A 25,548-nucleotide genomic window follows, 5' to 3' on the forward strand; every position below is an offset into this window, starting at 1 on the left:
TTCTTTTTGGTTTCTTGCCTGGATGGCGGTGACTTTTCCGTCAGGCTTTAACGGGTGCGAGTTTTTTGCAGTTTTCCTTACGGGATGGATACTGCTCGCATTTTTGCAACACTGTCTGAACCTGAGTGGCATCTTTGAGTTGCTGGTTGGCTAGCAGCTTTTCAGTAATGAACAACTCTTCCGAGCCAAGATTGCGTTCAGCTTTGTCGATCAAGATTAATGCTGCCTGGGCGTCGCCACGCTTGAGGTAATAACCGATCATCAAGTCATAAATGGATGGCCCGGCCAGCGACCAATCCTTGATCGATTCCAGATCTTTCAGCGCCTCGGCGCTCTTGCCTTGTGCGAGATGTACGGCGAATGCAGCGCGCCGGATGCCTGGCTGATCCTTCACTGGAGATGACAGTGCACGCTGGCTGAGGACGTCGGCTTCACGCAACTTGCCTTGCTCCAAGGCATCAGTCGACGCATAGGCATCCTTGTAAGCCTGCATCGCGGCGGCTACTGGCGACGCATCACGAATTTTCGGCCATCCGCGTGCATCGACTCGGGCTCGACGTTCCTGACGGTATTCACGTTGCAGGTATTGACGCAGCTGCTCGTCGCGGTCTGTTGGCGACATGTGTGAGCGGTTGAAGTACTCGCTCGTGGCCGTGATACCGGTGGTCAGGCCCTGGTTAAGGAGCACGTCCAATTCTTTGGTGAAATTAGCAAGATTGAATTGCTCGAGTGACTGCTGCATGGCGTCCTTGCGGGCATTGAGAAAACCGCTGAGCAGCGGCTTTTGCTTGCCCTGGAAATCACTCAGGCGCTGCAGGCTGTAACTGGCGCCCCGGGGTGCGTAACCGGCGCGAATCATGAGGTCAGTGCCCAGCAAATCAGCCTGATCTTCTTGCGTGCGCCCCCACGCCGTGCTCCAGATGTTGTCCGAGAAGCTGTTGGCCAGCGCGGTAAACATCACGGTGTTACCGATAGTTTTTTGCGTGCCGACCGGATCCTTGTTGATCAACTTCATCGCCCCGGCACTACGGTCCACGCCAGTGTTGGAGGCCATCGCGGCAAAGACCACTGTGGTCGCCACATTTGTCATCAGCTCTTTCTGCTGCTGGAACGCAGCCATGCGGTCATGATGGCGCAGCAGCACATGGCTAATTTCATGGCCCAGCATGGCTGCGATTTCATCCTCACTCTCGACGTTATCCAGCATGCCCAGAGGCACGAATACGTTACCGAACGGATCAGCCGATGGCCCGAAACTGTAGCTGTCGGTGATCTTCACCTGCAGCGTGGGCATCTCGCCGGGCCAGCCCTTTGACAACCGGATCACAATGCCCTGCAAATAGCTTTGCAACATCGGAATATCCACCAGGTTGTGCTGGCGTAGCTCGGAGGCGGGGATGGTCCGGCCGTCGTAACTCAAACGCTGTTTGCTCTGCTGCATCATGTCGAGTTTGTAGTGCTGACGAACTTCCGCATTTTCGACGTACTTGCCCGCGACTCTCGATTGCGTTGATGGGCCCACCAGATTCATCAATGCATCATTGGCGCCGTGCAGGGTGTTGCAACCGCTGAGCAGCCCAGCGGCCAGCAGGGTGAGTGCCAGTAGTGATCTTTTCATCTACCGCCCCCTTACTGTTTATTGCAGCCCGCACCAAAACCGATGGTGGAGTTGTTTTGGCTGTCGGCAGTCTTGCTGCTCGGCATTTTCTGGCATGGCAGCTTTACCAGCTTGCTGGGGTTAAGGCGCAAGTCCATGGTGTCCAGCCAGACTTTCCTGCCCGCCATCTCGACCTGCACCAACTCCAGAGCCTCGTTGTATTGCAGTACCGCAAGCGCAGTTTTCGGGGCGTCCTTAAGGGGCATCTCGCGCTCGAGCTTGCCCTGTTCATCAAGCAGCGCTATAGGGTCAGCGAGAAATGCCTCGACGGTCGGCGTAGCGGACCAGGCCAACTGGCTGAACATTACGGTGAGTAACAATATGGCTGCGCGGGTCATCCTTGATTCCTTTTTGCTGGACAAAAAAACGGGTGGTTGATTAGTGCTTGCGAGCGAAGTACGCCTGGATTTTTTCGTTGAATATCGCCAGTGAAAGCATCAACACAGCGAGCACGTTGACGGGGGTGTAGTGGTAGTAGTGAAGCGCCAGGCTAATTAGTCCGACTAAGGCCGTCATCAGCAAAAAGGTTGCCCAGGACGACTTGAAAAAGCCGCCTCGTCCAACCTCCATCTCGATGATGCCTGACGTTGGGTTCTGTCTCTCATGCAGTGCCTTGAACAGCACTATCAGAAAAAGCAGGCCTATCTCCACCAGATCGAGCCAATTGACATCAAGGTTCGGCAGGCTGGCTGGTTCGCGGTCATAGTCCATGCCCAGGGTCACGAGGTTATCCAGCGCCATGGCATGCAGGTAAACGCCGGGTATCTTGCCGTGCACGGGCGAATGGACCAGGTCGCCAGTAGAGGTGATGTTCGCGCCGACCAACACCAGGCGATCACGTAGCAATTTGGTCAGCAGAGCGCGATCTTCTGGCGTGCTCACTTCCAGGTCGCTGGCCGAGAGCGTGAAGTTATAGAGGCAGCGGGATTTTTCGGCGCCGGAAAGCTTCCAGAAAATTGCCTGGGCCAGCTCTTTCCCGACATCTTTCCAGAAGCCTTCAGGAGCTGAGCAGTGAGCAATGTCAGCGATGCGCATCTGTTCCGGTGCCAGATGGATCCCCCACTGGATGGCGATGGGCGGCCGCTGAACGGCATCTTGTGTATCGCTCGGCAGATCAGCACAGGAGTGTGATTGGCAATACTGGCGATACATCAACAGAGCCGGCGTTTCCATCAGCCCTAGTGGTTTTTCGACCGCCAAAGGGTATTTGTCACCAAACCCGTTCCACGCCACCAGTGCAGGGCTGCTGACCTCAGCCAGGTTGACCAGCGTATTAGCCTGACCCTCCTCGCCACGCACCTGACCGGTGTTGGCCAGCAACAAGGGAATGCCCTGATGACGATAGCGTTCGAAAACATTGGCCAGTAGCTGACTACCCAAAGCACGGTCGCCTTGGGAATGATCGTGGCTGTACATGAAGTCGACGAATACTGCTTTCGGCTTGTAGGCCAGCAAGCGTTTGAACAACTTGCTTTGCTCGTCGTAAGGCATCGGCCAGTGTGTGTTGTTGCGCATCAGGTACGCATCGTCGATCAGGATGACGGCGACTTGCTGTTGCCCAATGTTTTTGTAGCCACTGGCAAATACCCGATTCAGCCATTGTGCTGAGGCGTAATTGCTCGAGCTCGATAGTCCGAAAGGATCAAGCACAGCGAGGACCACGAAAAGCACTCCAAGCACGCACTCCCAGCGAGAAAACAAAGGCGAATTGGCCGGCATCCCTGGCTCGATATAGTCAAATTAGCCGACGATTTAAGTGAATGTGACGGCTGATGTCAAGGTGCCATCTTTTTGCGCTATCAGTTCGAAATATATAAAAGTCTCGATCGATTTAGAGCTATTCATGTGGTCATGTCGCTGAAAGTCGATTTCGGGAACATGTTCTGAAAACGTGTCGCCCGCGGCGACATATTCCAAATACGTGTCGCAAAAAGTGAAAAATTGCGACACGTTAAGGCGTCATGTCTAGCTCGGAAATAGAAAGCATCGTCACCACCACGGATTTGCTGTTCCAGCATGCCCAAGACACGGCAAACCACGCAGACCCGGCCACCAAAGAAGAGCTACGCTATCGAACGGCGCTGAGCCAAGGCTTCCAGTCCCTGGCTGAACGACCGTTATCCACCAACACCGCCGTGGAAATCTGTCGTACGTTGAAAGGCGCGAAACTGGATATTCGCCGCACACCCGGCACGCAGCTTGCCAATGACTGGACCGGTGAGGCCATCTATCCTTTTGTCGACGGCAATGGTCGTGTCGGGCGCGTCATCAATACTCTGTTTCTGTTTCTGATTCAGGAAGGCTTGCTGAACCTGCCGATTCTGTACCTCAGCCGCTACATCATTGCCCAGCGTGCCGATTACTATCGACTCTTGCTGGAGGTGACGACCCAGCAGGCGTGGGAGCCATGGCTATTGTTCATGCTCAGTGCAGTAGAGGAGACCGCGCGTTGGACGACAACCAAAATTGCCGCAATCCGCGGATTGTCCGAACACACCACTCAATTTGTGCGTGACCAACTACCCCAAACCTACTCGCGGGAGTTGGTGGACGTCATCTTCGAACAGCCCTACTGCCGGATCAGCAATGTGGTAGACAAGAAAGTTGCGCAACGACAGGCCGCTTCGCGTCACCTGAAAGATCTGGTGACCATTGGTGTGCTGGAGGAGATTCAGGTGGGCAAGGAGAAGCTGTTTATCCATCCGAAACTGATGCAATTGCTCAGCCGTGCCAGTAATGAATTCAAACGCTACTTCAGCTGACGGTTGAGCTGAAAGAAAAAGCCTCGCCCTACGGGAGTTTTTAACTGATTACACTGTGTAACTAATGAAGTTCCCACCCCCATCTTTATCCCCTCCAGCGAACTCCCTACATTGAGCTCCAACGCCTCTCCCATCATCCCGACGGGAAGGTCACTGGAGTTTCCCTCATGCCTTTTGTAAGCGTGCGCATCACCCGCGATGGCGTTACCACTGAGCAGAAAGCTCAGGTGATTGCCGAGATCACTGAAACACTGGAGCGCGTCCTCAACAAACGTCCTGACCTGACCCACATCGTGATCGAGGAAGTCGACACCGATAACTGGGGCTACGCCGGTATCACCACCACTCAATACCGCCAGCAACTGGCGCAAGAGGGGCAGTCATGACGGCGTCGGTGACCATCGATTTCGTCTCCGATGTGGTGTGCCCATGGTGCGCACTGGGGGCGACGGCGCTGGAGCAGGCGATCGAGAACGTGGCGGGTGAGGTGTCGGTCGAGCTGACTTACAAGCCTTTCGAACTGAACCCGAACATGCCGCCCGAGGGCGAGAAAGCCGTCGAGCACTTGATGCGCAAATACGGGCGCACCGCCGCAGACGTCGCCGCCGGCAAGAAGATGCAGATCGAACGCGGCGAGGCCATCGGCTTCAAGTTCGACCTGGAGAAGCGCACGCACTTCTACAACACCTTCGACGCTCACCGTTTGTTGCTCTGGGCGCTGGAAGAAGGGCGCCAAGTGGCGCTGAAGAAAATCCTGCTTCGCGCTTACTTCAGCGAAGGCCAGAACCCGAGTGATCAGCAGACGCTGGTGCGGCTGGCGGGTAAAGCCGGATTGGACGAGGCCCGTGCACGCGAGGTGTTGGCATCGGGCGCCTTTGCCGAGGAAGTGCGTGAGCTTGAGGCGTTTTACCAGCAGCACGGCATCAATTCGGTCCCGGCCATGGTGTTGAACGGCCGTCACCTGGTGTCCGGTTCGCAATCGGTCGAGTACTACGAACAGATGTTGAGACAAATGGCGACGGCCCCTGCTGACGCCTGATTTATCGAATTTCAAACCCCATCATTGTCAGAGGTATACATCATGAGCAATTCGAAAAAAGTCGTTGTCATCACTGGCGCATCCCAAGGTCTCGGCGACGGCATGGTCAAGGCCTTCCGCGAACTCGGCTACCAGATCGTCGCCACCTCGCGTTCGATCAAACCGTCCACCGATCCGGACATCCTCACCGTGGCTGGCGACATCGGTGAACCGGCGACCGCTCAACGCGTAGTTCGTGAAGCCATCGCACGTTTCGGCCGTATCGACACCCTGGTCAACAACGCCGGTATCTTCATCGCCAAGCCGTTCACCCAGTACACCGCTGAAGACTACGCCAATGTGCTGTCGGTGAACGTAAACGGCTTCTTCTATATCACTCAACTGGCCATCGCCGAGATGGAAAAACAGGGCAGCGGTCACGTCGTCAACATCACCACCAGCCTGGTCGACCACGCTATTGACGGCGTGCCATCAGTATTGGCCTCGCTGACCAAAGGTGGCTTGAACGCGGCGACCAAATCCCTGGCCATCGAATACGCCAAGCGCGGCATTCGGGTCAACGCAGTGAGCCCTGGCATCATCAAGACCCCGATGCACGGCGAAGAAACCCACGCCGCACTGGGCGCTCTGCACCCGGTCGGGCACATGGGCGACATCGATGACATCTCCCAGGCTGTCGTGTACCTGGACAACGCCAAGTTTGTTACCGGCGAAATCCTCCACGTTGATGGCGGGCAGAGCGCGGGTCACTAAGATCCGGGTTTTCAAACGGCAGAAACAACAAAGCCCTCGTATTTCTACGAGGGCTTTGTTTTGTATGGTGCCGGCACCAGGAATCGAACCCGGGACCTACTGATTACAAGTCAGTTGCTCTACCATCTGAGCTATACCGGCGTGTCAGGGCGACGATTATAGCGATTGGGACGGTTCTGTAAACCCCTGAATTCAGACTATTTTTGCGCAGGGCTCTGACCAGGATTTCTGGTGTGCGTTGAGCCTCATCGAGCGTTGTAAAACGTGGCGCCCGAGGGGATGTCTTTGTTGACGAACGACATGGCACCGATGGTGACGTTGTCGCCGATTGTCAGGGTGTCCGCGATGATGCAACTGTTGGCGCCCACGCTGACATTGTCGCCAATGACCAGATCGTAGCTGTCCAGTCCCAGGGTCTTGATGCCAATGGTGGTGTTTTGCCGGATGAAGAAGTTACGGCCGATTTTGACTTCACCGGTGATCACTACGCCCGGCAGGTGGCCGATGCGAAAGCCTGAGCCTATTTGGGCGTCGATGCAGATGTCGACGCCGTACTTGAGGTTGAGCTTTCTCTCAAGACGCTTGGCATACCAGCGCGCCAAACCGTTTCCGGAATTAAAGTACTGGGCCAGTCGAAACATGAACAAGTAGCGCAGGACGTTGCTCTTGCGAGTCCGCTTGAGGACGTTGCTGATGAACCCTGTGCGGCTTCCGCGTTTTTTCTTGTTCGAGACTTCCGACCGCCAATGTTCTACCAAGGTGTCCAGATTCAAAACATAGCCCTGTTGATTGTTTGTGTTGTGAGGCCTTCGATAGTAGCTGCTGGCTATAACGATTCCTACGCTCACTTTCTGCCCAAATTTCAACAGATATGTCTTTTGCTCAAATGCTTATGCACAACGGGATTCGCAATGCGGGAGGTATATGACGAATTTGTGGATCCGTTCTCAACTGTTCGCAAATCACTGTTTTTCTGGTTTTTTATCCAAGTGTACGAAAACTGTACAGTGACGTTTCAGCTCTGAAACAGCTGTAAAATATTGGATCCATGATATTCCATCAACAGAGTTATCCACAGGTTGGGGTGTTAGGCGCGTTCTGCCAGCATCAGGAAGTTGCGCGGTGTGAGTTTGGTGTCACAGAACGTGCCGAGCCGAACCTTGTAGCCCTGCTCGCGCAGGAAAAGTGCGCGATCGAGCACCAGCCAAAGCTCCAGTGGGCGTCGGAAAAGTCCGCGCAGCAGCTCCAGATTGCGCACTTCAGCCAAACGTTGCCAACCGACGGTTTCCAGAGCCGGCCAATCCTGCGGGCCGATTGTGGATAACTCTTTGAGCTGGGCCAAATGATGGCAGTAATCGGCAAAGGGCTTGTCCAGCCAGGCGCTGGGCAGGGATGGCGTTGACAGGTATTCGTCAACGCCACGCAGTTGCCGCTGCAGCAGGTCGAAGGCCAGGCGTCGGGCCATGGAGGTGTCGCGTTGGCGTCGGACGCGTGCACCGGCGGTGACGGTTTCGCTCATCGGTAACGCCAGGTCATCGAGAGACAGCTGTAGGTTGGAGGCCATGGCGGCCGAGGAAAGTGGCGAGTACCGGGGAAGACTGATCCGGTTGTAGCAACAAGGAGCAATGGCGAGTTGTTTGCAGCCTGCTGCGCTGGCGAGTTGAATCAATCGCACGTGGAGATCGCCGCAGGCGTGCAGTGCGACGGGGGTGTGTTCGGCGTTTAACAACGCGGCTACATCGACAGCGAGCACATCCTGCTCGACATGCAGCGCATGCAACTGATGGCGTTGACTCAGAGCCTGACCGCTGGCGACCAGTGTCGGGTCATATTCCAGGCAAGTCAGCTGTTGGCCGGTTTGCAGCAAGCGTCTTCCTAGGTGCCCTTTGCCCGAGCACCAGTCCAGCCAATGCTTGGGCGTATCGGCGAAGTTCAATCGACTGGCAAAGGTTTCTATTTGCTGCAACTTGCGCCCGGGTACGTCGATGTTCAATCGATGACCCGCCGCTTCCAGCGCATGGGCGGGCAATTCATCCACGGTACTCAGCGCAAGGGACATCGTCGCCAAGGTTGCAAAAGGTTCCGGCGCATCCAAAAGGGCGGGTTGGTTGTGTGCGTTTTCCGCCTCTTCCAGTGACCGTTCGCGTAGCCAGGCGGCCAGCTCGGGGTAGGTGGTTTCCCAAGGCAGTTGCAGATGCGTGAAGGGGCGTGGTTTCCACAGCGCCTGATGCGCTGTCAGAAAAGTGTCCAGCGCGGTGAAACGGGCGAGCAGTTCCTCGCCCGTCAGCACCCGAGGATCAACGCCCTTGGCAGGCATCGACGCGCAACCAGCGCTCCAGCAGCTTGAAGCCGCGTACCAGCACATAGGCCATCAACAGATAGAACATGCCGGCGGCGAAGAAGATCTCCACCGGCAGGTAGGTTCGGGCGATGATGGTGCGGGCCATGCCGGTCAGCTCCAGCAGGGTCACGGTGCTGGCCAGGGCGCTGGCCTTGAGCATCAGGATCACTTCGTTGCTGTAGGCCGGCAGGCCGATGCGCGCCGCGCGGGGCAGCATGATGAAGATCAGTGCCTTGGTTTTCGACATGCCAAGTGCCCGTGCCGCTTCGATCTCACCTGGCGGAATCGCCTGGATCGCGCCGCGCAGGATTTCAGCGATGTAGGCGGCGGTGTGCAGGGTCATGGTCGCCGTGGCGCACCAGAACGGATCGCGCAGGTAAGGCCACATCGAACTGTTACGGATCACGTCGAACTGCGCCAGCCCGTAATAGACCAGGAACAGTTGAACCAGCAACGGCGTCCCACGGAAAAAGAAGATGTAGCCGTAGGGAAATGCCCGCACCCACCACAGGCGCGACGAACGCGCGATACCCAGCGGAATCGCCAGCAGCAGACCGGCAATCACGGCAATGGCGACCAGTTCCAGGGTCAGGGTTGCGCCCTGGGCCAGTTTCGGCAGCCACTTGATGATGACTTCCCAGTTCATTGGGTGCTCCTCGCGAAGCCGCGAGCGGCGCGTTTTTCCAGGAAGTGCATGCCGGTCATGGCCAGAATCGTCAGGCTCAGATACATGAATGCCGCGACCATATAGAAGGTGAACGGTTGCTTGGACACGGTCACGCCGATTTGCGCGTGACGCATTATTTCTTCCAGGCCGATCACCGACACCAGCGCGGTGTCTTTCATCAGGATCATGAACAGGTTGCCCAGGCCGGGCAGGGCGATGCGCCACATCTGCGGCATGATCAAGCGGGTGAAGATGCGCCATTTCGACAGGCCCAGGGCCACGCCGGCCTCACGATGGCCTTTGGGGATGGCAAGGATCGCGCCGCGAAACACTTCCGTGGCGTAGGCGCCAAAGCACAGGCCCAGGGCGATCACGCCCGCAGCGAAGGCATTGAGCTCAAGGTCAGGGTTACCGAAAAACTCGCCCAGGGCGCGCATCAGGTTAACCGTGCCGAAATAGATCAACAGCACCCAGAGCAGTTCCGGGATGCCGCGAACCAGTGTCGAATAAGTGCCGCCAAGCCATTGCAGCGGCTTGTACGGGGAAGTCTTGGCCAAGGCGCCGAGCAGACCGAGTACCAGCCCCAGGCACAGGGCCGAGAGTGCCAGTTTCACAGTCATCAGCGCGCCAGCGGCGAGCGCCGGGCCGAATCCGTAGAGGTCGATAATCATGGATTTCTTTTCAAATCGCGGCAGGCAATACCGTAAGCCGGCGCCATCAGGCGCCGGCCAGGCAGGTCAGGATCAATAGATGCTGAACGGGAAGTACTTGTCGTTGATCTTCTTGTAGGTGCCGTCGGCAACGATTTCTTTCAGCGCGATGTTCAGCTTCTCGCGGATCGGGTCGTTTTTACGCACGGCAATACCGATCTTGTCGCTTTCTTCCACTGGGTCGCCCTTGAATTCATAGGACTTGCCAGCGTCGCTTTTCAGCCACTCATAGTTGACGTACTTGTCGGCCAGGATGCCGTCCAGGCGACCGGAAGTCAGGTCGAGGTAAGCGTTTTCCTGGGTGTCGTAGAGTTTGACTTCAACGCCTTCCATGTTGTCTTCCAGCCAGGTGCCGGCCAGGGTTGCGCGCTGGGCGCCGATCACTTTGCCTTGCAGGGAGGCCTTGTCGGTCTTGAAGTCGACGTCTTTCTTGGCGATGAATTGCAGCTTGTTGGAGTAGTACGGGTCGGTGAAGTCCACCGCTTGCTTGCGCTCGTCGGTGATCGACATCGAGGAGATCAGGAAGTCGAACTTCTTCGCGTTCAGGGCCGGGATGATGCCGTCCCAGTCGGAGGTCACGACGGTGCACTCGACTTTCATCTTGGCGCACAGGGCGTCGCCGATCTCTTTGTCGAAGCCGACGACATTGCCACTGGCATCTTTATTGTTGAACGGCGGGTAGGCCGCTTCGATGCCCATCTTCAGGGTTTCGGCCATGGCACCGGCGCTGAACGCCAGGGTAACGGCGGCGGCCAGGAAGACCTTCTTGTAATTGCGCATGCGGTTAGCTCCGTTAGCGGTTGCTGGACATGAATTGTTTGCAGCGCGCCGAAAGCGGGTTTTCAAACACCTGCTGTGGCGATCCTTGCTCTTCTACCAGGCCCTGGTGGAGGAACACCACTTCGCTGGAGACCTGACGGGCGAAGCCCATCTCATGGGTGACCAGCAGCATGGTGCGACCTTCTTCGGCCAGTGCGCGGATGACATTAAGTACTTCCTGGACCATTTCCGGGTCAAGCGCGGAAGTGGGCTCGTCAAACAGGATGACTTTAGGCTGCATGGCCAGGGTGCGGGCGATGGCCGCACGTTGTTGCTGGCCGCCGGACAATTGCGCCGGGTAGGCATGGCGCTTGTCGGCGATGCCGACCTTGGCCAGCAGGGCTTCGGCGACTTCGATGGCTTCGGCCTTGCTCTGGCCGAGCACGCGGCGCGGGGCTTCGATGATGTTGTCGAGCACGCTCATGTGCGGCCACAGGTTAAAGTTTTGAAACACAAAACCGATTTCGCTGCGCAGGCGATTGATCTGCTTGCCGTCGGCAGCGACCAGTTCGCCGTTCTTCGCGGCCTTGAGCTTGAGTTCTTCGCCGGCCACCAGGATCTGGCCCTGGTGCGGGTTCTCCAGCAGGTTGATGCAACGCAGGAACGTGGACTTGCCGGAACCGGAGGAGCCGAGGATCGAGATCACGTCGCCGTCGCGGGCGGTCAGCGAGATACCTTTAAGTACCTCCAGCGAGCCGTAGCGTTTGTGCAAGTTGCGGATTTCAAGCGCGGGCGTGGCCTCAGCCATGTGCGTTCCTCATTGTGTATTCGCTCCTGCTGTTGGTGGCCTTCCTGGCGAGGCGGCCAAGCTAGCATAGCGTTTCAAGGGCAGCCAACAGCGCTACGGGCAGTAAACGGGTGGTATGTGGCAGGTTGTCGCATCGGCACAGCAGACTGTCGCCCCATCAACAACCGAACAGCCGTTTGAACCCTGCTTTCATATAAAAGCGCGGTGGCTGTCGCGTAAAAAAGGGCGCGATGTTGCCAGCTTTGGCGGGGGGTTGGAAGCGCTAACGGGCCAAAGGTGGCGGATCTGCCCTTTTATCGTGCGTCGAGGGATTTTTGTGTGTGTTTCCGGGGCGCTGGTTCGTTCACAAAGTGAGTCGCAGGGTAACGTTCTGGCAAAGTGCCATTAATATCAATGGCTTGCGATCTCTGTTCCGTCAGGGCGAAGTTCCCGAGCTAGACGGTTTTGAAACATTTTGGCGCAAATATTGCGTGCAGATTCCGGAACGCTCCGTTTGTTTCTTTTTACAAGAAGGAACACAAGCGGGATGCACGCTTTCGCTTTTCCTTACAAAGGTAGTTTCAATGAGCAGTACCCAAAGCTCCAACGGCCTCGAACAGGGGCTCAAACCACGGCATGTCACCATGCTGTCGATCGCCGGGGTTATCGGCGCCGGCCTGTTCGTTGGCTCGGGCCACGCCATCGCTGCAGCAGGCCCGGCCGTGCTCCTGGCTTACGCCGCCGCCGGCATGCTGGTGGTGTTGGTAATGCGCATGCTCGGTGAAATGGCTATTGCTTCGCCGGACACAGGCTCCTTCTCGACATACGCCGATCGCGCGATCGGTCACTGGGCCGGTTTCACCATCGGCTGGCTGTACTGGTGGTTCTGGGTTCTCGTGATCCCGCTGGAGGCAAACGCCGCCGCAACCATTCTGCATGCCTGGTTCCCAGGCGTGGACATCTGGGCTTTCGCCCTGGTCATCACCATGCTGCTGACCGTGACCAACCTGTTCAGCGTGAAGAACTACGGTGAATTCGAGTTCTGGTTCGCTCTGGTCAAAGTATTGGCGATCATCGGCTTCATTGTTCTGGGCCTCATGGCGATCTTCGGCTTCCTGCCGGGCAGCCAGGTCAGCGGCGTTTCGCACCTGTTCGACACCCAAGGCTTCCTGCCAAATGGCATGGGCGCGGTACTGGGTGCCATCCTGACCACCATGTTCTCCTTCATGGGCACCGAGATCGTGACCATCGCGGCCGCGGAATCGAAGAACCCTGGCAAGCAAATCTCCAAGGCCACCAACTCGGTGATCTGGCGGATCGGCTTGTTCTACCTCGTTTCGATCTTCATCGTCGTGGCCCTGGTACCTTGGAACGATCCTGTCCTGGCCAGCCTGGGCTCCTACCAGACCGTGCTTGAGCGCATGGGCATCCCTAACGCCAAGATGATCGTCGACATCGTGGTTCTGGTTGCTGTTACCAGCTGCCTGAACTCGGCGCTCTACACCTCGTCGCGCATGTTGTTCTCCCTGGGCAAGCGCGGTGATGCGCCGGCCATGTCCACCCGCACCAACAAAAGTGGCACGCCTTACTGGGCGGTAATGCTGTCCACTGGCGCAGCGTTCCTGGCAACTTTCGCCAACTACGTGGCTCCGGCCGCGGTGTTCGAGTTCCTGCTGGCCAGCTCCGGCGCCATTGCACTGCTGGTGTACCTGGTGATCGCGATTTCGCAACTGCGCATGCGCAAACAGCGTATGGCTCGCGGTGAGAAAATCGTCTTCAGCATGTGGCTGTTCCCGGGCCTGACCTACGCGGTGATCGCATTCATCGTCGGTGCCCTGACCATCATGCTGTTCCAGGAAGCACACCGCGTGGAAATCCTCGCGACTGGCCTGCTCAGTGTGTTGGTGGTGGCTGCTGGTTTGCTGGTGGCTCGCCGTCGCAAGCTGGAAAAAAGTGGCGCGGTGGTGTTGAACTGATTCATACCGCGTAACGCAAAACGGCCGCTGTCAGTGATGACAAGCGGCCGTTTTTGTTTGAGTCGTAACCCTTACTCGGCTTTTTCTTCCGGCGCGTCCAGCGTCTGGCGGTAGACGTCCAGTGCGTCGCCGAAATCGGTAATGAACTGCGGGTCGGTCAGCCATTCCTGGGCGGCCTCGCGGTCCATGCCGTCGGCCCACATGCGGTAGTCGATCAGCATGTCGGCGGCCAGGTGGGTGGCGGCCATGCCTTCGTCGTCGGCGTTTTCCATGTCCAGCAGTTCTGGATGGTCGATGATGATGAAGGCGAGATTCGTCAGCAGCACGGAGAGCATTTCACTGCGGCTGACAGCTTCCGCGTCGCGCATTTTGCTGAACATCGCCAGGGTGTATTCCGGGATCGGCTCGCCGATTTCGCCCAGGTCATCGTCCATTGCGGCGGGTTTTCTGCCGTGGATATTGATCTGCTTGGCTTTGGCTTTTGCGCGTTTGGCGCGTTTTTGCTGCTTGTTCAGGGAGGCCATGGGAACTCAGTTCGGTTTCTGTTGGGTTTGTGCCGCGATGGCGTCGGACGCCGCCACGTAGTCAGCCTGGAAGGCTGGTGATTCGATCCACGCCAGGGCGCCGGCTTCATCGGTTTCGGTGGACCACTGGCGATACTCGATCAGCGCCGCGAGGATGAAGTCCATCGCGCCTTCTTCGCCTTCCTGCTCGTACACCAGTTCCAGCAGCGGGTCTTCGAGGAACGCCGTGCACATGGCTTGCTGGCTGATCTTCTCGGCGTCGATCATTTTCTTGAACAATTCGGTCAGGTCCACCGATTCGAAGTCGATGCGATCGTCGTTCGGGTCCAGCTCCACCGGCGCGGCGGCCCGCTGCGTGCGGTTCTGCTTGGCCTTGGCCTTGGCGCGTGAGGCGCGTTTTTGCTGTTTGTTGGCGGAGGCCATGGGCGTCGTTCCGTATTTCGTTGAAAAGGGCTGGTGGCTCAGTTACGCGGCACTGTGCGCCCGGGTGTGTTGGGGGCCAGCTCGCCGTTTTGCAGCCAGGACAGTGCAATGGGCCATAGTGTGGCTTGGTATGCGCTGCGAAAAAAGGCGAAATGTCCAACTTCTTGCTCGCCGATGTCTTCGGGGGTGATGCGCAGGTGGGTATTTTTGCTGCCGGTGAAGTAGCCGAGCAGGCGCTCGATGGCCGGGACTGTGCCATAGGGATCGTCGCTGATGCTGATCGCCAGGGTTTTCGCGGTGACTGCGGCGAAGTTGTTGACGTGGCTGTCCTGGCCGCTGGGGCGCTTCTCGTAACGAGCGGTGGGCGTGCTCCAGTCGTGGACGACACCGGCCGGGGTGTCTTCCAGCCAGCCGAAGCGTTTGCCGGGAAAGTAGCCGCACAGCCTCGTCACCAGCGGCATTACCACGTGCCACTTGCCAAACATCCTCCAGCGTTGACCGGGGTCATAGTCGCGCCAGTAAGCGAACTGCGCCCCGACCGTCACCAAATGTCGGATGAGTTGTCCGGACGCTCCCAGTCCCGCTGCACAACCTCCAAAACTGTGACCGACGACGTCGATCGGCTGGCCGGGAAACTCACGCTGTGCGCGCTTGAGCATCGCCTCGAAGTCCAGGGCCCCCCAGTCGGACCATGACGCCTTCAATCCTCTGATCGATACCGGGCGCGACTCGCCGATGCCGCGATAGTCATAGGTGATGACATCGAAGCCGTTGGTAAACAGGTAATCGGCGAAGCGCGAGTAGTGTCGGCAGCGGACCGATGTGGCAGCGTTGATGATGACCACTGCCCGGGAAGTGTCCTGCCGCGCATGCCGCCAGGTGAAGCCGCCGAGGATGAAACCGTCGGCGGCAGTTTGCTTGAACGGTTCGCCGGAAGTGCCAGCTGTCAGCGGCAGCTCGATTTGAGTCGGGGCGAGTAAGGAGGTGTCCTGCACATTCATTGGCGTTGGACCTTTGCGGGTAGCTGCCTAAGATAGTCCTCATGTCGCACCTGAACAATCGAGCCGCATTATTCAGGCATCTGGTCGAGAAGGCGCTCTTCGAGTCGTGCTCGTTCCCGATCCAGTTCCGCTCGCAGCTCATCCTCGCTCGGTAGTACTAACTTGTATTTGCTGGCGAAGAGTTGCTCATTGCCCTGTAGGACCGAGTAGCGCACTACCGAATCGTTTTTCTGCGCACAGAGAATAATGCCGACTGTGGGCCCGTCTTCCTCGCTGCGTTTGAGATCGTCATACATGCGCACATACATGTCCATCTGCCCCACATCCTGATGTGTCAATTCACCGCGCTTGAGATCGAAAATGACAAAACATTTGAGCAGGTAGTTGTAGAACACCAGATCGATGTAGAAGTCTCTACCTTCGGTACTGATGCGTTGCTGGCGGGCAATGAAAGCGAACCCCTTGCCCAGCTCAAGCAGGAAACCCTGAAGTTGTTCGATCAAGGCCTGTTCGAGTCTGGTTTCCAAAACGATTCCGGTATTGGGTAGGCCCAAGAACTCCAGCATCACGGGATCCCGGATGAAATCCCGGGGGTCATTGCTCATTGTGTTGATGTTGGAGGCGGCCTCTGCCATGACGGCGCATTTGTCACGACTCATCAGGAGGCGTTCGTAGTAGAGCGTGTTGATCTGGCGCTCCAGACTGCGGCTTGACCAGTTTTGGTCAGCTGATTCGTCCATGTACCACTTGCGTGCCTTCTCGTTGTCCACGCGCAGAAGCCGGCGGTAGTGCGTCCAGCTCAATTCGAGGCGCAGTGCGTCTCGAATTGGAAATGCCTGATAGAACAGGCGCATTTTCCGCAAGTTGGTTTCGTCAAAGCCCTTCCCAAACTCCACTGTCAGCACCTTCGCAAGTGTTGCCAGCAACTGCTTGCCGTAAACCGCGCGCCGGGAGCCATTTTGTTCAAACTCCACGATATGTCGTCCGATTTGCCAGTAGGTTTGTACCTGGGCGGTATCGACAGCTCGCTGCAGATTCTGCCGTGCCTGGCGAATCAACTCACCAAGATTGCCAAGCAGTGAGGTGATTTGTGGGTCTTGTGTGTCATCGGGTATGAGGGCGCTCATGAAGTCTTCCGCAGCAGGTTGAACAGGCAGAAGAGGATGGCAAGAGACTATGGGGTGATGATGCAGGGCCCCTCTGAGAACTCCGAAGGACCTGCCGGTTTAGTGAGCAGGACCTGGCTGATGGCAGTGAAGGCTCATGGAACGATGCATGTAGTACGTTTCGTAGTGTCTTCAAGTACAAATCGTTCTAAAACATGACGCCCGCGGCGGAAATCAAAATCAAGTAACGATTGGGTTCCGCGGAGCCCGGGAGGCGTCATCATGAAGTATGTGCAGACACTGTTCCTGCCCATTGTTGTCGCTATCGGCGTGTCGATGTTTCCAGTCATGGGACAGGCCGCCAGCCTCGAACCGGTCGACACTTCGGGTGTGCAAGTCCAACGGCAAGAACAAAACGGAATTGCCTACCTGTCCGGCGGTATCGGTGAGGATGAGGCCAAGGCAATTCAGCAAGCCACGGGTTACAACCTGCATATGACATTCTCTGTCGGTCCCGGGAATGAATACATCCCGGATGTCAATGTAGCCATTCAAAACGCCCAGGGGAAAAGCGTGTTGACCCTGACTGAGGCGGGTCCGCTGGTTTACGTCCAGCTACCTCCTGGCAAGTACACGGTCGTTGCAACGCGTGCTGGTCAGGAGCGACGCGATACCGCGGATGTTGGTGCGGGGGCTGCACGCAATCTGGTATTTCACTGGAGTGATACTTAGCCGTGTCGTAAAGCGCGAGGCGATTTCGTCAACTCTGAAATCCGCAAACAGCTACCTTTACGGCTGTTTGCGGAGCGCCGCGCGTATCAAACACTCTTGAATTGTGGGATCCAGGAGTGTTTGACGCCCAGAGACTGCTGGCCATCAGAGCGAGGCTATTAAGCCCGTGAATACAGCGCGCAAGGGATTGGTTTCCACACTCAGCAGCTTGATGGCCAATGCACAACACACCACGATCAACATGGGTTTGATTAACCGTGGGCCGACCCGCACAGCAGCGCGTGCACCCAGTTGCGCACCGATAAAGGCCGCCACGGCCATAGCGATTGCGATCGGCCAGATGATCACCCCTTTGGTAATAAACACCGACAGGGAGCCCAAGTTGCAGGAGGCATTGGCAAGTTTGGTAAAACTCATGGCCCGCATCATGCCCAAGCCACAAAGAAGAACGAACCCCACAATGAAAAATTAGCCCACACCAGGGCCAAATATGCCGTCGTAAAAGCCCAGGATTGGCGCCACCGTAAAGGAGAACACCAGAATGCCGATTCTCTTGCGCCGAGTTTCATTTGCCAGTTTAGGGGAGAAGGTAAAGTAAATAGCCACCAGGATCAGCATGATAGGCACACAGACCTCCAGGTAACGCTGATCGATAGAGCTGACGAGTAGTGCCCCACTGGCCCCCCCGATAAACCCGCTGATAGCCAGAAAGCGGCCATCTCTCCACTCGATCATTCCCTTGCGGGCAAAGGTAACTGTTGCCGATATGGTCGCCGAAGCCGCCTGGAATTTGTTGGTGGCTATCGCGCTGATGGGGTCGACACTGGCTAAAAGTAAAGCAGGCAATGTAATCAGCCCACCGCCACCAGCAATCGCATCAAAAAAGCCGGCGCAAAAAGCAACGAGCGCCAACATGCCAATTACATCCCAAGACATTACATCCCCTCTTTGTAGTTACTGGCCAGTAGTCAAATGACTGGTCGTTCAACAGCCTGATTGTTTGAAAAATCAGCCCTGCAGCACCAATGGATCCTCTGAAACAACGATAGGGGAAGAAAATTTTGACAGCCCGAAAACACGAACCAAGACCCGTCTGTTGTCTTTGATGAAATCGCGACAGTGCAGAGCCCGGGTGTTATTGATGGCCATGGCCGATTCCTGGGTCAGCGCGTATTCGGCCGGAGTTGCTTCATCCACACCTTGGCAAAGGGCGCTGTAAGCCGTTTTCACAAAGGTCGAGGCGTTGTCATTGACCGAAAAACGATAGGAGTTAAAGCGGGCTGCGAACCCTACCTTGTCGTCGAACTCCAGAACCGAAACGTTGCGGCCATCTTCCCCTTTGCCACTGACAAAGGAATCGCTGCGAGTGAACTGGAAGTTGCCCGTTGTCAGTGCGAGGCAGTTGGTGACGCCAATTTTTTCGAGTATGGGAGGTAGTGGAATGATTCGCGTAGGCTCCAGGCTCGGGTTCCACAAGGCAGAAAGTATGAGCGACGATGGAGAGGGCGAGTGCCCGTCTTTCGCGTTCACGGCGCACCAGTAAGGCGCCTCTGTATGCGGGCCAAGCGCAAGGCCGGAATGAGAGCTCAACTCTTTTATTTCTGGCTCTGCATTGATCTTGATGAGTCCGCCACCTTTGAAGTTGGCCACTAATCGAACCAGTTTTCCTTCGTTGTCCATGTCATAAGCAAAGGCAGTGTTATCAACCAGCTTCAACAAGATCTGATTGCGGGCGGCGAGACAAAGGACGTCGTAACGATTTTCCAGGGATGCCAGGTCTGGCAGTTCATTTGGAGGGCTGACATCGGTGATTTTTTGCAACCCTTCAAAAATCAACACGGAAACGAGACCATCGGAATAGGCGCCCAACAGATCGCATTGATGTTGCGAAAACGAAAACTTTAATTCGGTGGTTGCCAGAGACGCTTTGGACTTGGCTCCTGGTGCCTGCGGCCCGCCGATGGCGGCCAGTTCTTCGACGAGCCTGTGAAGTAGTGCTGACTGCTGAATATCGAAGTTGAAGGTTCTGATTTCTTGTTCAGTAACTATCTTGGCGGTTTCGACATCTGTTTCGATGGCGTGGGTCATTGTCTACATCTCGGTTGAGTATCTGCTCCCGGTTTACGGCAGCTACTCTTCCGATTCTGCTCAACTCCATGATCAGCGTATGTCATCCATTTCCGTTAAAGCGTACGGAGTCTTCCGACAGGCACGTGAGACGGGTCCAGCCTCTCGACACTACCCAGTTTTTTCTTGGGAACCGAGCACATTTTTACTATTTTTCCTCGCCGCGAGAGTAGAGCACCATCCTGCGAAACCAATAAAAACTGACCGTATCGGCGGTCGGCATGGGAGTAGCGTGTGCTCGATCTCAACTACTGGCAGCAGCGGGCTGCCCGCCAAACATTCATTGAAAATGCCTTGATCGAAGGGCAGCAGGTCGCGTGCGCCTCGGGTGCGACGTTCGAGGTGATCAATCCGGCGACCAACCAGCGGCTGGCCTGTGTCGCCGCATGCGGCGAGGAGGAAGTGATCCTTGCGGTGCGTTCGGCTCGCCGGGCGTTCGAAGAGGGGGAGTGGGCCCGCATGGCCCCTGTCGAGCGCAAGAAGATCCTGATCAAGCTGTCCGAGCTTCTCCTGGCCAACCGCGAGGAGCTGGCGCTGCTCGACTCGCTGAGCATGGGCAAGCCGGTCATGGATGCCTACAACATCGATGTGCCTGGCGCGGCCAGTGTGTTCGCCTGGTACGGTGAAGCCCTGGACAAAGTCTACGACCAGGTCGCGCCTACCGCGCGCAATGCCCTCGCCACCATCACTCGCGAGGCCTTGGGAGTGGTTGCCGCCGTGGTGCCCTGGAATTTCCCGCTGGACATGGCGGCCTGGAAGCTCGCCCCGGCATTGGCCGCCGGTAATAGCGTGGTTCTCAAGCCCGCCGAGCAGTCGCCATTCTCTGCCTTGCGCCTGGGTCAACTGGCGCTCGAAGCCGGTATTCCGAAAGGGGTATTGAATGTTGTCCCGGGCCTGGGCGAAAGCGCCGGCAAGGCCCTGGGGCTGCATCCGGATGTGGACTGCCTGGTGTTCACCGGCTCGACCCAGGTCGGCAAGTACTTCATGCAGTACTCGGCGCAGTCCAACCTCAAGCAGGTCTGGCTGGAGTGCGGCGGCAAGAGCCCGAACCTGGTCTTCGAAGATTGCCAGGACCTGGATCTGGCTGCGGAAAAAGCCGCGTTCGGCATTTTCTTCAACCAGGGCGAGGTCTGCTCGGCCAACTCCCGGCTCTACGTGCAACGGTCTATCCACGATGAGTTCGTCGAGCGCATGATCGCCAAGGCTCGGGACTGGATGCCCGGTGATCCGCTGAACCCTGAAAGCAGGGCTGGTGCGATCGTGGACAGCGAGCAAGCTGCCCGCATCATGCAGGCGATCGAGCAAGCACGGGGTGAAGGCGCGAAGCTCCTGGCAGGCGGCGACAGCGTGACGATCAATGGCTCTTCGAACTTCATCCAGCCGACGATTTTCGCTGGCGTGGATAAAAATATGCGCCTGGCGCGAGATGAGATTTTCGGTCCAGTGTTAGCCATCAGTGCCTTCGACTCCGAAGAGGAGGCTATCCAGTTGGCCAACGACAGCATCTACGGTCTCGCCGCGTCAGTCTGGAGCGATGACCTGAACCGCGCTCATCGTGTGGCCCGGGCATTGAAGGCCGGGACTGTCTCGGTCAACACCACGGATGCACTGGATGTCGCCATTCCTTTCGGTGGTGGCAAGCAGTCCGGCTTCGGGCGCGACCTTTCCCTGCATGCGTTCGACAAGTATACGCAACTTAAAACCACCTGGTTCCAGCTCCGTTAACGTCGCTTCCGTCGGCCACGTCGCAAGGCGTGGCAGGGAAAAACCATCTGCACGCACTCCCCGGAGTGGCGTGCTTTTCCTGCTTGTGGGGCAGCTGGGGCGATCATCCGACACCCTTTGGTCGACTCACCCTAACGGGTGATATCGGCACTTTTGCGAGCGTGGGAACATCATTTCAACCCCGGCACCAGTAAACCTTGTGTCGCTCCCAACCGTTCTTTTGGCGAGTCTTTGAAGTGGAAAACGACCGGTTTGTTTCTGCGCAATGGTTCGAACAGATGGCCAAGGTGACCGAGAGTATCGGTCAACCGGGATTCACCGCGACGCTGTTCGAAACCCTGGGCTGTATCTGGCCCATCCAGGCGACGACGCTGTACCAGTATCCGCATGGCGGCATGCCCAGCGCGCTGTTCGAGCTTGATGGGCCGTGGCTGCCGCAAGGCAATGTGCGCCAGTACCTGTCCGGGTTCTATCTGCTCGACCCGTTCTACGGTGCCTGTGTGGAAGGTTTCAGCTCCGGTTGCTACGACCTCGCCGAGGTCGCTCCCGACCACTTCGAACTTAGCGAGTACTACCAGTCGTTCTATCGGCACTCGCACCTGCAGGATGAATTGAACTACATCCTGCAGTTGTCTCCCGGGCTGAGCCTAGCGGTCTCACTGGCGTTCACGGAAAAACTGGACGCCGCCACGACACAGCAGTTCAAGTGCATCGCCCCCTGGGTCCTGACCTTGCTGAAAAAGCATTTTGTCGGCCTGGACACGCGCGGCGTCCGCTTCGAAAACCTGCTGGAGCAGCGCATCCACTCGGCACTGGATAACTTCGGCTCGTCGATCCTGACCGAGCGCGAATGCCGAATCGCCCAACTGATCCTGCGTGGCCATTCGACCCGCTCCCTGGCCGAGCGCCTCGGGGTTTCGGAGGACACCATCAAGTCTCACCGCAAGAACGTCTACTGCAAGCTCGATATCGGCACGCAATCGGAGTTGTTCTCACTGTTCATCGATTCGTTGGCCGAAGCCCAGGGCGTGCTCAGCAAAGACCCGCTTGAAAGCTACATGAGCAAGAGCCGCTGAGCGGACTTGCTACCCCTCGCGTGACTACCAACAAAAGAGAAAAAAGCCATGAATGCACCCTTCGAACCGAAACGGCAGACTCAGGATTATCAGAAGTCCGATGCAGCCCACCATATCCACGCGTTCGTGGATCAAAAGGCGCTCAATGCCGAAGGTCCTCGAGTGATGGTACGCGGCGAGAGACTGTATCTCTGGGACAACGACGACAAGCGTTACCTGGACGGCATGTCGGGGCTGTGGTGCACCCAGCTCGGCTATGGTCGCAAGGACCTGACCGCCGCGGCTGCTGCGCAGATGGACCAGTTGCCGTACTACAACATGTTCTTCCACACCACCCACCCAGCGGTGATCGAGCTGTCCGAGTTGCTGTTCAGCCTCCTGCCGGGCCACTACAGCCACGTCATCTACACCAACTCCGGCTCCGAAGCGAACGAGGTGCTGATCCGTACCGTTCGCCGTTACTGGCAGGTCGTCGGCAAGCCACAGAAGAAGATCATGATCGGCCGCTGGAACGGCTATCACGGCTCGACCCTGGCGGCCACTGCGCTGGGCGGGATGAAGTTCATGCACGAGATGGGCGGCCCCATTCCGGACGTCGCGCACATCGATGAGCCTTACTGGTTTGCCCAGGGTGGCGAGCTGACCCCGGCCGAGTTCGGTCGTCGCTGTGCCTTGCAGCTGGAAGAGAAGATTCTTGAACTGGGCGCCGAAAATGTCGCGGGCTTTATCGCCGAGCCTTTCCAGGGCGCTGGCGGCATGATTTTCCCGCCTGAGAGCTACTGGCCGGAAATCCAGCGCATCTGCCGCCAATACGATGTGCTGCTGTGTGCCGATGAAGTGATCGGCGGCTTCGGTCGCACGGGCGAGTGGTTCGCCCACCAGTACTTCGGTTTCGAGCCGGACACCCTGTCGATTGCCAAAGGCCTGACCTCCGGTTACGTGCCGATGGGTGGCCTGGTGCTGGGCAAGCGCATTGCCGATGCGCTGGTGGAGCAGGGCGGCGTCTTCGCCCACGGCCTGACTTATTCCGGACACCCGGTAGCGGCCGCGGTGGCGCTCGCCAACCTCAAGGCACTGCGTGATGAAGGCATCGTGCGCCAGGTGAAAGAGGATACCGGGCCGTACTTGCAGCAGATTCTGCGCGAGGTGTTCGGCAACCACCCAATGATCGGCGAGATCCAGGGCGCGGGCCTGGTCGCGGCCTTGCAGTTCGCCGAGGACAAGACTACGCGCAAGCGCTTCGCCAACGAAAATGACCTGGCCTGGCAATGCCGCACCTTTGGTTTCGAAGAGGGCGTGATCATTCGCTCGACCCTGGGCCGCATGATCATGGCGCCGGCACTTGTGGCAACGCGTGCCGAGCTGGACGAGCTGGTTGAAAAGACCCGCATCGCGGTCGACCGCACTGCACGGCTCGCGGGAAAGCTCTGAAGTCATCTGTGGGCCAACCCATGCACGGGGTGGTGATCGACAGCGTTTCATCGCCCTGCATGCATATCGATTGAACTGAGGCTGCCGGAAATCGGGCAGCCCACCCTTCAGCAGATCATTCACTAACGGTATCCGTTCTTCGGAAATCGCAGCGTCCTGCATTCAAATTTTTAGGAGTCAGCAATGATTACAACAACAAGCGTGGCCGATACTCCTTCCCATCATTCCCCGGCGGATTCGCCTGGCAAGTTTCGACAATCCCTCGGGCTTACCGGGCTGGTCCTCTTCGGTCTGGCATACATGGTCCCGCTGGCGGTGTTCACCACCTATGGCCTGGTGACCCAGATGACCAAGGGTCACCTGCCTACCGCCTACCTGCTGACCCTCGCCGCCATGCTGCTGACCGCCTACAGCTACGGACGCATGGTGCAGGCGCATCCGTATTCGGGATCGGTGTATTCCTATACGCGAAAGGCCTTCGGTACCTACTTCGGCTTTATGGCCGGCTGGACCTTATTGCTGGACTATATCTTCCTGCCGCTGCTCAGTTATCTGCTGATCGGCATCTACATGTCTGAGTACTTCCCCGCGGTTCCCGCTGCGGTGTGGGTGGTCGGCTCCATTGCGCTGGTGACCTTCCTCAACCTGATCGGTATCGAATCCATCACCCGGGTCAACTTGCTGCTCGTGGTTGTCCAGTTGGTCTTCATCGTGGTGTTCGTTGCCTTGTCGATCCACAACCTGGGGGATCAGTCTGAGCCGGTTTCGCTGCTCGCACCTTTCCACCATGAGGGCTTCAGCGTCCCGCTGATCATGACCGGCGCGGCGGTCCTCTGCCTGTCCTTCCTCGGCTTCGACGCTGTGTCGACCATGGCTGAGGAGACACCCAACCCGCGGCGCCTCATCCCCCTCGCCATCATGGTGGTGAGCCTGCTCGGTGGCCTGCTGTTTGTGCTCGTTTCGTATTTCGCGCAAATGGTTTATCCGGAATGGAACACCTTTGCCGACCCGGACTCTGCGTCGCTGGACGTCATGCGCCGCGTGGGGGGTGAATTGCTGGTGACCGCCTTTACCGCCACCTACGTGGCCGGATGTTTTGCCTCGGCGATGGTCTCCCAGGCCAGCGTCTCCCGGGTGCTGTTCGCCATGGGCCGCGACGGCGCGCTGCCCCGTGTGTTCGGCAGGCTGGTCTCTAAGAAGCGGGTGCCGGCCACCGCGATCATGCTGGTCAGTCTGTTCTCGCTAATTGCGCTGTTCATCACCCTGGATACCGTTGCCAACATGATCAGCTTCGGTGCGCTCTTCGCGTTCTCGGCGGTGAACCTGGCAGTCATCAAGCATTACCTGGTCGACCAGAAGCTGCGCGGCCTGCGCAATGGCCTGATCTACGGTGCGGTACCGGCCCTGGGGTTCCTCAGCACAATCTGGCTGTGGACTAGCCTGTCCAGCATGTCATTCATGATTGGCCTGTGCTGGATGGGCCTGGGGCTCGTATGTTTGCTGGGCGTTACCCGTGGGTTTCGAATGAAGCTGCCGGAGTTGCAGATGGCGGAGTGATCAGTGGTATGACACTGCGCAGCGTTTCCGGCCGCTGAGGCGGGGACGCCCCCTGTGATCGCCCACCAGGCTTTCACGGGGGGCTTATCGCGGGCAAGCAGATTTCCAGATCGAGCGGGATCTGCTCACATGGGTTTGGGCTTGGAAGGGAACGAAGCGTAGAAAGCAAAAAACCCGCACTAGGCGGGTTTTTTGTGTGCTTTCAGGTGTGCTTGGCATCACCTGAAAACGAAAGGTGGTGCCCAGAGACGGAATCGAACCGCCGACACGGGGATTTTCAATCCCCTGCTCTACCGACTGAGCTATCTGGGCAACGGGGCGCATTAAACGGGTTTTTCAGGGGGTCGTCAAGCAAGTTATCAAAAAAAATTTAATTATTACCGTCGCTTACGATC

Annotated in this window: 24 protein-coding genes, 2 tRNA genes and 1 pseudogene; 10 read left to right on the forward strand and 17 right to left on the reverse strand. The window is 57.5% G+C overall.

Going from position 1 to position 25,548, the window contains the following annotated elements; all coding sequences use genetic code 11:
* Window positions 1-40: 40 nt before the first annotated feature.
* Genes PMI35_RS19230 through PMI35_RS19220 form a run of 3 tightly spaced genes read right to left on the reverse strand, consistent with a single transcriptional unit; the run spans window position 41 to window position 3,376 of the window.
* Window positions 41-1,618 carry a M48 family metallopeptidase gene (locus PMI35_RS19230; RefSeq protein ID WP_008058462.1) on the reverse strand — a complete coding sequence of 526 codons (1,578 nt, stop codon included), beginning with the start codon at window positions 1,616-1,618 and terminating at the stop codon, window positions 41-43.
* An 11-nt stretch (window positions 1,619-1,629) separates the two neighbouring features.
* Window positions 1,630-1,995, reverse strand: coding sequence for a hypothetical protein (locus PMI35_RS19225; protein WP_008058463.1), 366 nt, complete (start codon window positions 1,993-1,995; stop codon window positions 1,630-1,632).
* Between the two features lie 40 nt (window positions 1,996-2,035).
* Window positions 2,036-3,376, reverse strand: a complete 1,341-nt coding sequence (locus PMI35_RS19220; protein WP_008058465.1) for a CHASE2 domain-containing protein — start codon at window positions 3,374-3,376, stop codon at window positions 2,036-2,038.
* A 242-nt stretch (window positions 3,377-3,618) separates the two neighbouring features.
* Here PMI35_RS19220 and PMI35_RS19215 point away from each other — a divergent pair, with 242 nt between their 5' ends.
* The 4 genes from PMI35_RS19215 (at window position 3,619) to PMI35_RS19200 (ending at window position 6,211) form a co-directional block, all read left to right on the forward strand.
* Window positions 3,619-4,419 (forward strand): Fic family protein, encoded by an 801-nt coding sequence (locus tag PMI35_RS19215; RefSeq protein ID WP_008058467.1) that lies wholly within the window; start codon window positions 3,619-3,621, stop codon window positions 4,417-4,419.
* Window positions 4,420-4,586: 167 nt separating this feature from the next.
* Complete coding sequence (locus PMI35_RS19210) at window positions 4,587-4,805, forward strand: tautomerase family protein (RefSeq protein ID WP_008058469.1); 219 nt, start codon at window positions 4,587-4,589, stop codon at window positions 4,803-4,805.
* Entirely contained in the window at window positions 4,802-5,458 is a 657-nt protein-coding gene (locus PMI35_RS19205) for a DsbA family oxidoreductase (protein ID WP_008058472.1), read from the forward strand. Before PMI35_RS19210 ends, PMI35_RS19205 begins: the two co-directional genes overlap by 4 nt.
* Before the next feature lie 42 nt (window positions 5,459-5,500).
* The gene (locus PMI35_RS19200) at window positions 5,501-6,211 is read left to right on the forward strand and encodes an SDR family NAD(P)-dependent oxidoreductase (RefSeq protein ID WP_008058473.1); all 711 of its coding nucleotides are present in this window, start codon (window positions 5,501-5,503) and stop codon (window positions 6,209-6,211) included.
* A gap of 65 nt (window positions 6,212-6,276) precedes the next feature.
* On the opposite strand, the gene PMI35_RS19195 is transcribed toward PMI35_RS19200, so the two are convergent.
* From PMI35_RS19195 to PMI35_RS19165, 7 genes are all read right to left on the reverse strand, one after another.
* Window positions 6,277-6,352, reverse strand: a tRNA-Thr gene (locus PMI35_RS19195).
* Between the two features lie 104 nt (window positions 6,353-6,456).
* Complete coding sequence (locus tag PMI35_RS19190) at window positions 6,457-6,984, reverse strand: serine acetyltransferase (RefSeq protein WP_008058475.1); 528 nt, start codon at window positions 6,982-6,984, stop codon at window positions 6,457-6,459.
* Window positions 6,985-7,298: 314 nt separating this feature from the next.
* Window positions 7,299-8,528 carry a methyltransferase gene (locus PMI35_RS19185; protein WP_008058478.1) on the reverse strand — a complete coding sequence of 410 codons (1,230 nt, stop codon included), beginning with the start codon at window positions 8,526-8,528 and terminating at the stop codon, window positions 7,299-7,301.
* Window positions 8,509-9,198 (reverse strand): ABC transporter permease, encoded by a 690-nt coding sequence (locus PMI35_RS19180; protein ID WP_008058480.1) that lies wholly within the window; start codon window positions 9,196-9,198, stop codon window positions 8,509-8,511. The genes PMI35_RS19185 and PMI35_RS19180 overlap by 20 nt, the downstream gene beginning before the upstream one ends.
* Window positions 9,195-9,890, reverse strand: coding sequence for an ABC transporter permease (locus tag PMI35_RS19175; RefSeq protein ID WP_008058481.1), 696 nt, complete (start codon window positions 9,888-9,890; stop codon window positions 9,195-9,197). Before PMI35_RS19175 ends, PMI35_RS19180 begins: the two co-directional genes overlap by 4 nt.
* Window positions 9,891-9,962: 72 nt before the next feature.
* Window positions 9,963-10,709, reverse strand: a complete 747-nt coding sequence (locus tag PMI35_RS19170; protein ID WP_008058482.1) for an ABC transporter substrate-binding protein — start codon at window positions 10,707-10,709, stop codon at window positions 9,963-9,965.
* Window positions 10,710-10,722: 13 nt separating this feature from the next.
* Window positions 10,723-11,496 carry an ABC transporter ATP-binding protein gene (locus PMI35_RS19165; protein WP_007972784.1) on the reverse strand — a complete coding sequence of 258 codons (774 nt, stop codon included), beginning with the start codon at window positions 11,494-11,496 and terminating at the stop codon, window positions 10,723-10,725.
* Window positions 11,497-12,059: 563 nt separating this feature from the next.
* Here PMI35_RS19165 and gabP point away from each other — a divergent pair.
* Window positions 12,060-13,451, forward strand: coding sequence for a GABA permease (gabP, locus tag PMI35_RS19160; RefSeq protein WP_008058483.1), 1,392 nt, complete (start codon window positions 12,060-12,062; stop codon window positions 13,449-13,451).
* Window positions 13,452-13,522: 71 nt separating this feature from the next.
* Here gabP and PMI35_RS19155 read toward each other — a convergent pair whose 3' ends face one another.
* From PMI35_RS19155 to PMI35_RS19140, 4 genes are all read right to left on the reverse strand, one after another.
* On the reverse strand, window positions 13,523-13,975 hold the full coding sequence (locus tag PMI35_RS19155) for a hypothetical protein (protein WP_008058484.1): 453 nt from the start codon (window positions 13,973-13,975) through the stop codon (window positions 13,523-13,525).
* Window positions 13,976-13,981: 6 nt separating this feature from the next.
* Window positions 13,982-14,398, reverse strand: coding sequence for a hypothetical protein (locus PMI35_RS19150; protein ID WP_008058485.1), 417 nt, complete (start codon window positions 14,396-14,398; stop codon window positions 13,982-13,984).
* 38 nt (window positions 14,399-14,436) lie between these two features.
* Complete coding sequence (locus PMI35_RS19145) at window positions 14,437-15,399, reverse strand: alpha/beta hydrolase family protein (protein WP_008058491.1); 963 nt, start codon at window positions 15,397-15,399, stop codon at window positions 14,437-14,439.
* A 68-nt stretch (window positions 15,400-15,467) separates the two neighbouring features.
* Complete coding sequence (locus PMI35_RS19140; protein WP_008058493.1) at window positions 15,468-16,526, reverse strand: PDDEXK nuclease domain-containing protein; 1,059 nt, start codon at window positions 16,524-16,526, stop codon at window positions 15,468-15,470.
* Window positions 16,527-16,787: 261 nt separating this feature from the next.
* Between PMI35_RS19140 and PMI35_RS19135 the strand changes: the two genes are divergently transcribed.
* Window positions 16,788-17,237: a carboxypeptidase regulatory-like domain-containing protein gene (locus PMI35_RS19135; protein WP_008058495.1), complete on the forward strand. Its 450-nt coding sequence runs from the start codon at window positions 16,788-16,790 to the stop codon at window positions 17,235-17,237.
* A 144-nt stretch (window positions 17,238-17,381) separates the two neighbouring features.
* On the opposite strand, the pseudogene PMI35_RS0132530 reads toward PMI35_RS19135, so the two are convergent.
* Both PMI35_RS0132530 and PMI35_RS19130 read right to left on the reverse strand, forming a co-directional pair.
* Window positions 17,382-18,173 (reverse strand): annotated as a pseudogene (locus tag PMI35_RS0132530) (TSUP family transporter).
* A gap of 72 nt (window positions 18,174-18,245) precedes the next feature.
* Entirely contained in the window at window positions 18,246-19,325 is a 1,080-nt protein-coding gene (locus PMI35_RS19130) for a hypothetical protein (protein WP_008058500.1), read from the reverse strand.
* Window positions 19,326-19,598: 273 nt separating this feature from the next.
* On the opposite strand from PMI35_RS19130, the gene PMI35_RS19125 reads away from it, so the two are divergent.
* The 4 genes from PMI35_RS19125 to PMI35_RS19110 all read left to right on the forward strand — a co-directional run bounded on the left by PMI35_RS19125 (window position 19,599) and on the right by PMI35_RS19110 (window position 25,153).
* Window positions 19,599-21,089 (forward strand): aldehyde dehydrogenase, encoded by a 1,491-nt coding sequence (locus PMI35_RS19125; RefSeq protein WP_008058501.1) that lies wholly within the window; start codon window positions 19,599-19,601, stop codon window positions 21,087-21,089.
* Window positions 21,090-21,367: 278 nt separating this feature from the next.
* Window positions 21,368-22,165 (forward strand): helix-turn-helix transcriptional regulator, encoded by a 798-nt coding sequence (locus tag PMI35_RS19120; RefSeq protein ID WP_050562610.1) that lies wholly within the window; start codon window positions 21,368-21,370, stop codon window positions 22,163-22,165.
* Between the two features lie 48 nt (window positions 22,166-22,213).
* Entirely contained in the window at window positions 22,214-23,596 is a 1,383-nt protein-coding gene (locus PMI35_RS19115) for an aspartate aminotransferase family protein (protein ID WP_008058503.1), read from the forward strand.
* 183 nt (window positions 23,597-23,779) lie between these two features.
* A complete protein-coding gene (locus tag PMI35_RS19110; protein WP_008058504.1) occupies window positions 23,780-25,153 on the forward strand; it encodes an APC family permease in 1,374 nt (457 codons plus the stop codon).
* A gap of 236 nt (window positions 25,154-25,389) precedes the next feature.
* On the opposite strand, the gene PMI35_RS19105 is transcribed toward PMI35_RS19110, so the two are convergent.
* Window positions 25,390-25,465 (reverse strand) — tRNA-Phe (locus PMI35_RS19105).
* Window positions 25,466-25,548 lie beyond the last annotated feature (83 nt).

It is taken from the genome of Pseudomonas sp. GM78, from assembly GCF_000282475.1.
In the GTDB taxonomy this organism is placed as follows: Bacteria; Pseudomonadota; Gammaproteobacteria; order Pseudomonadales; family Pseudomonadaceae; genus Aquipseudomonas.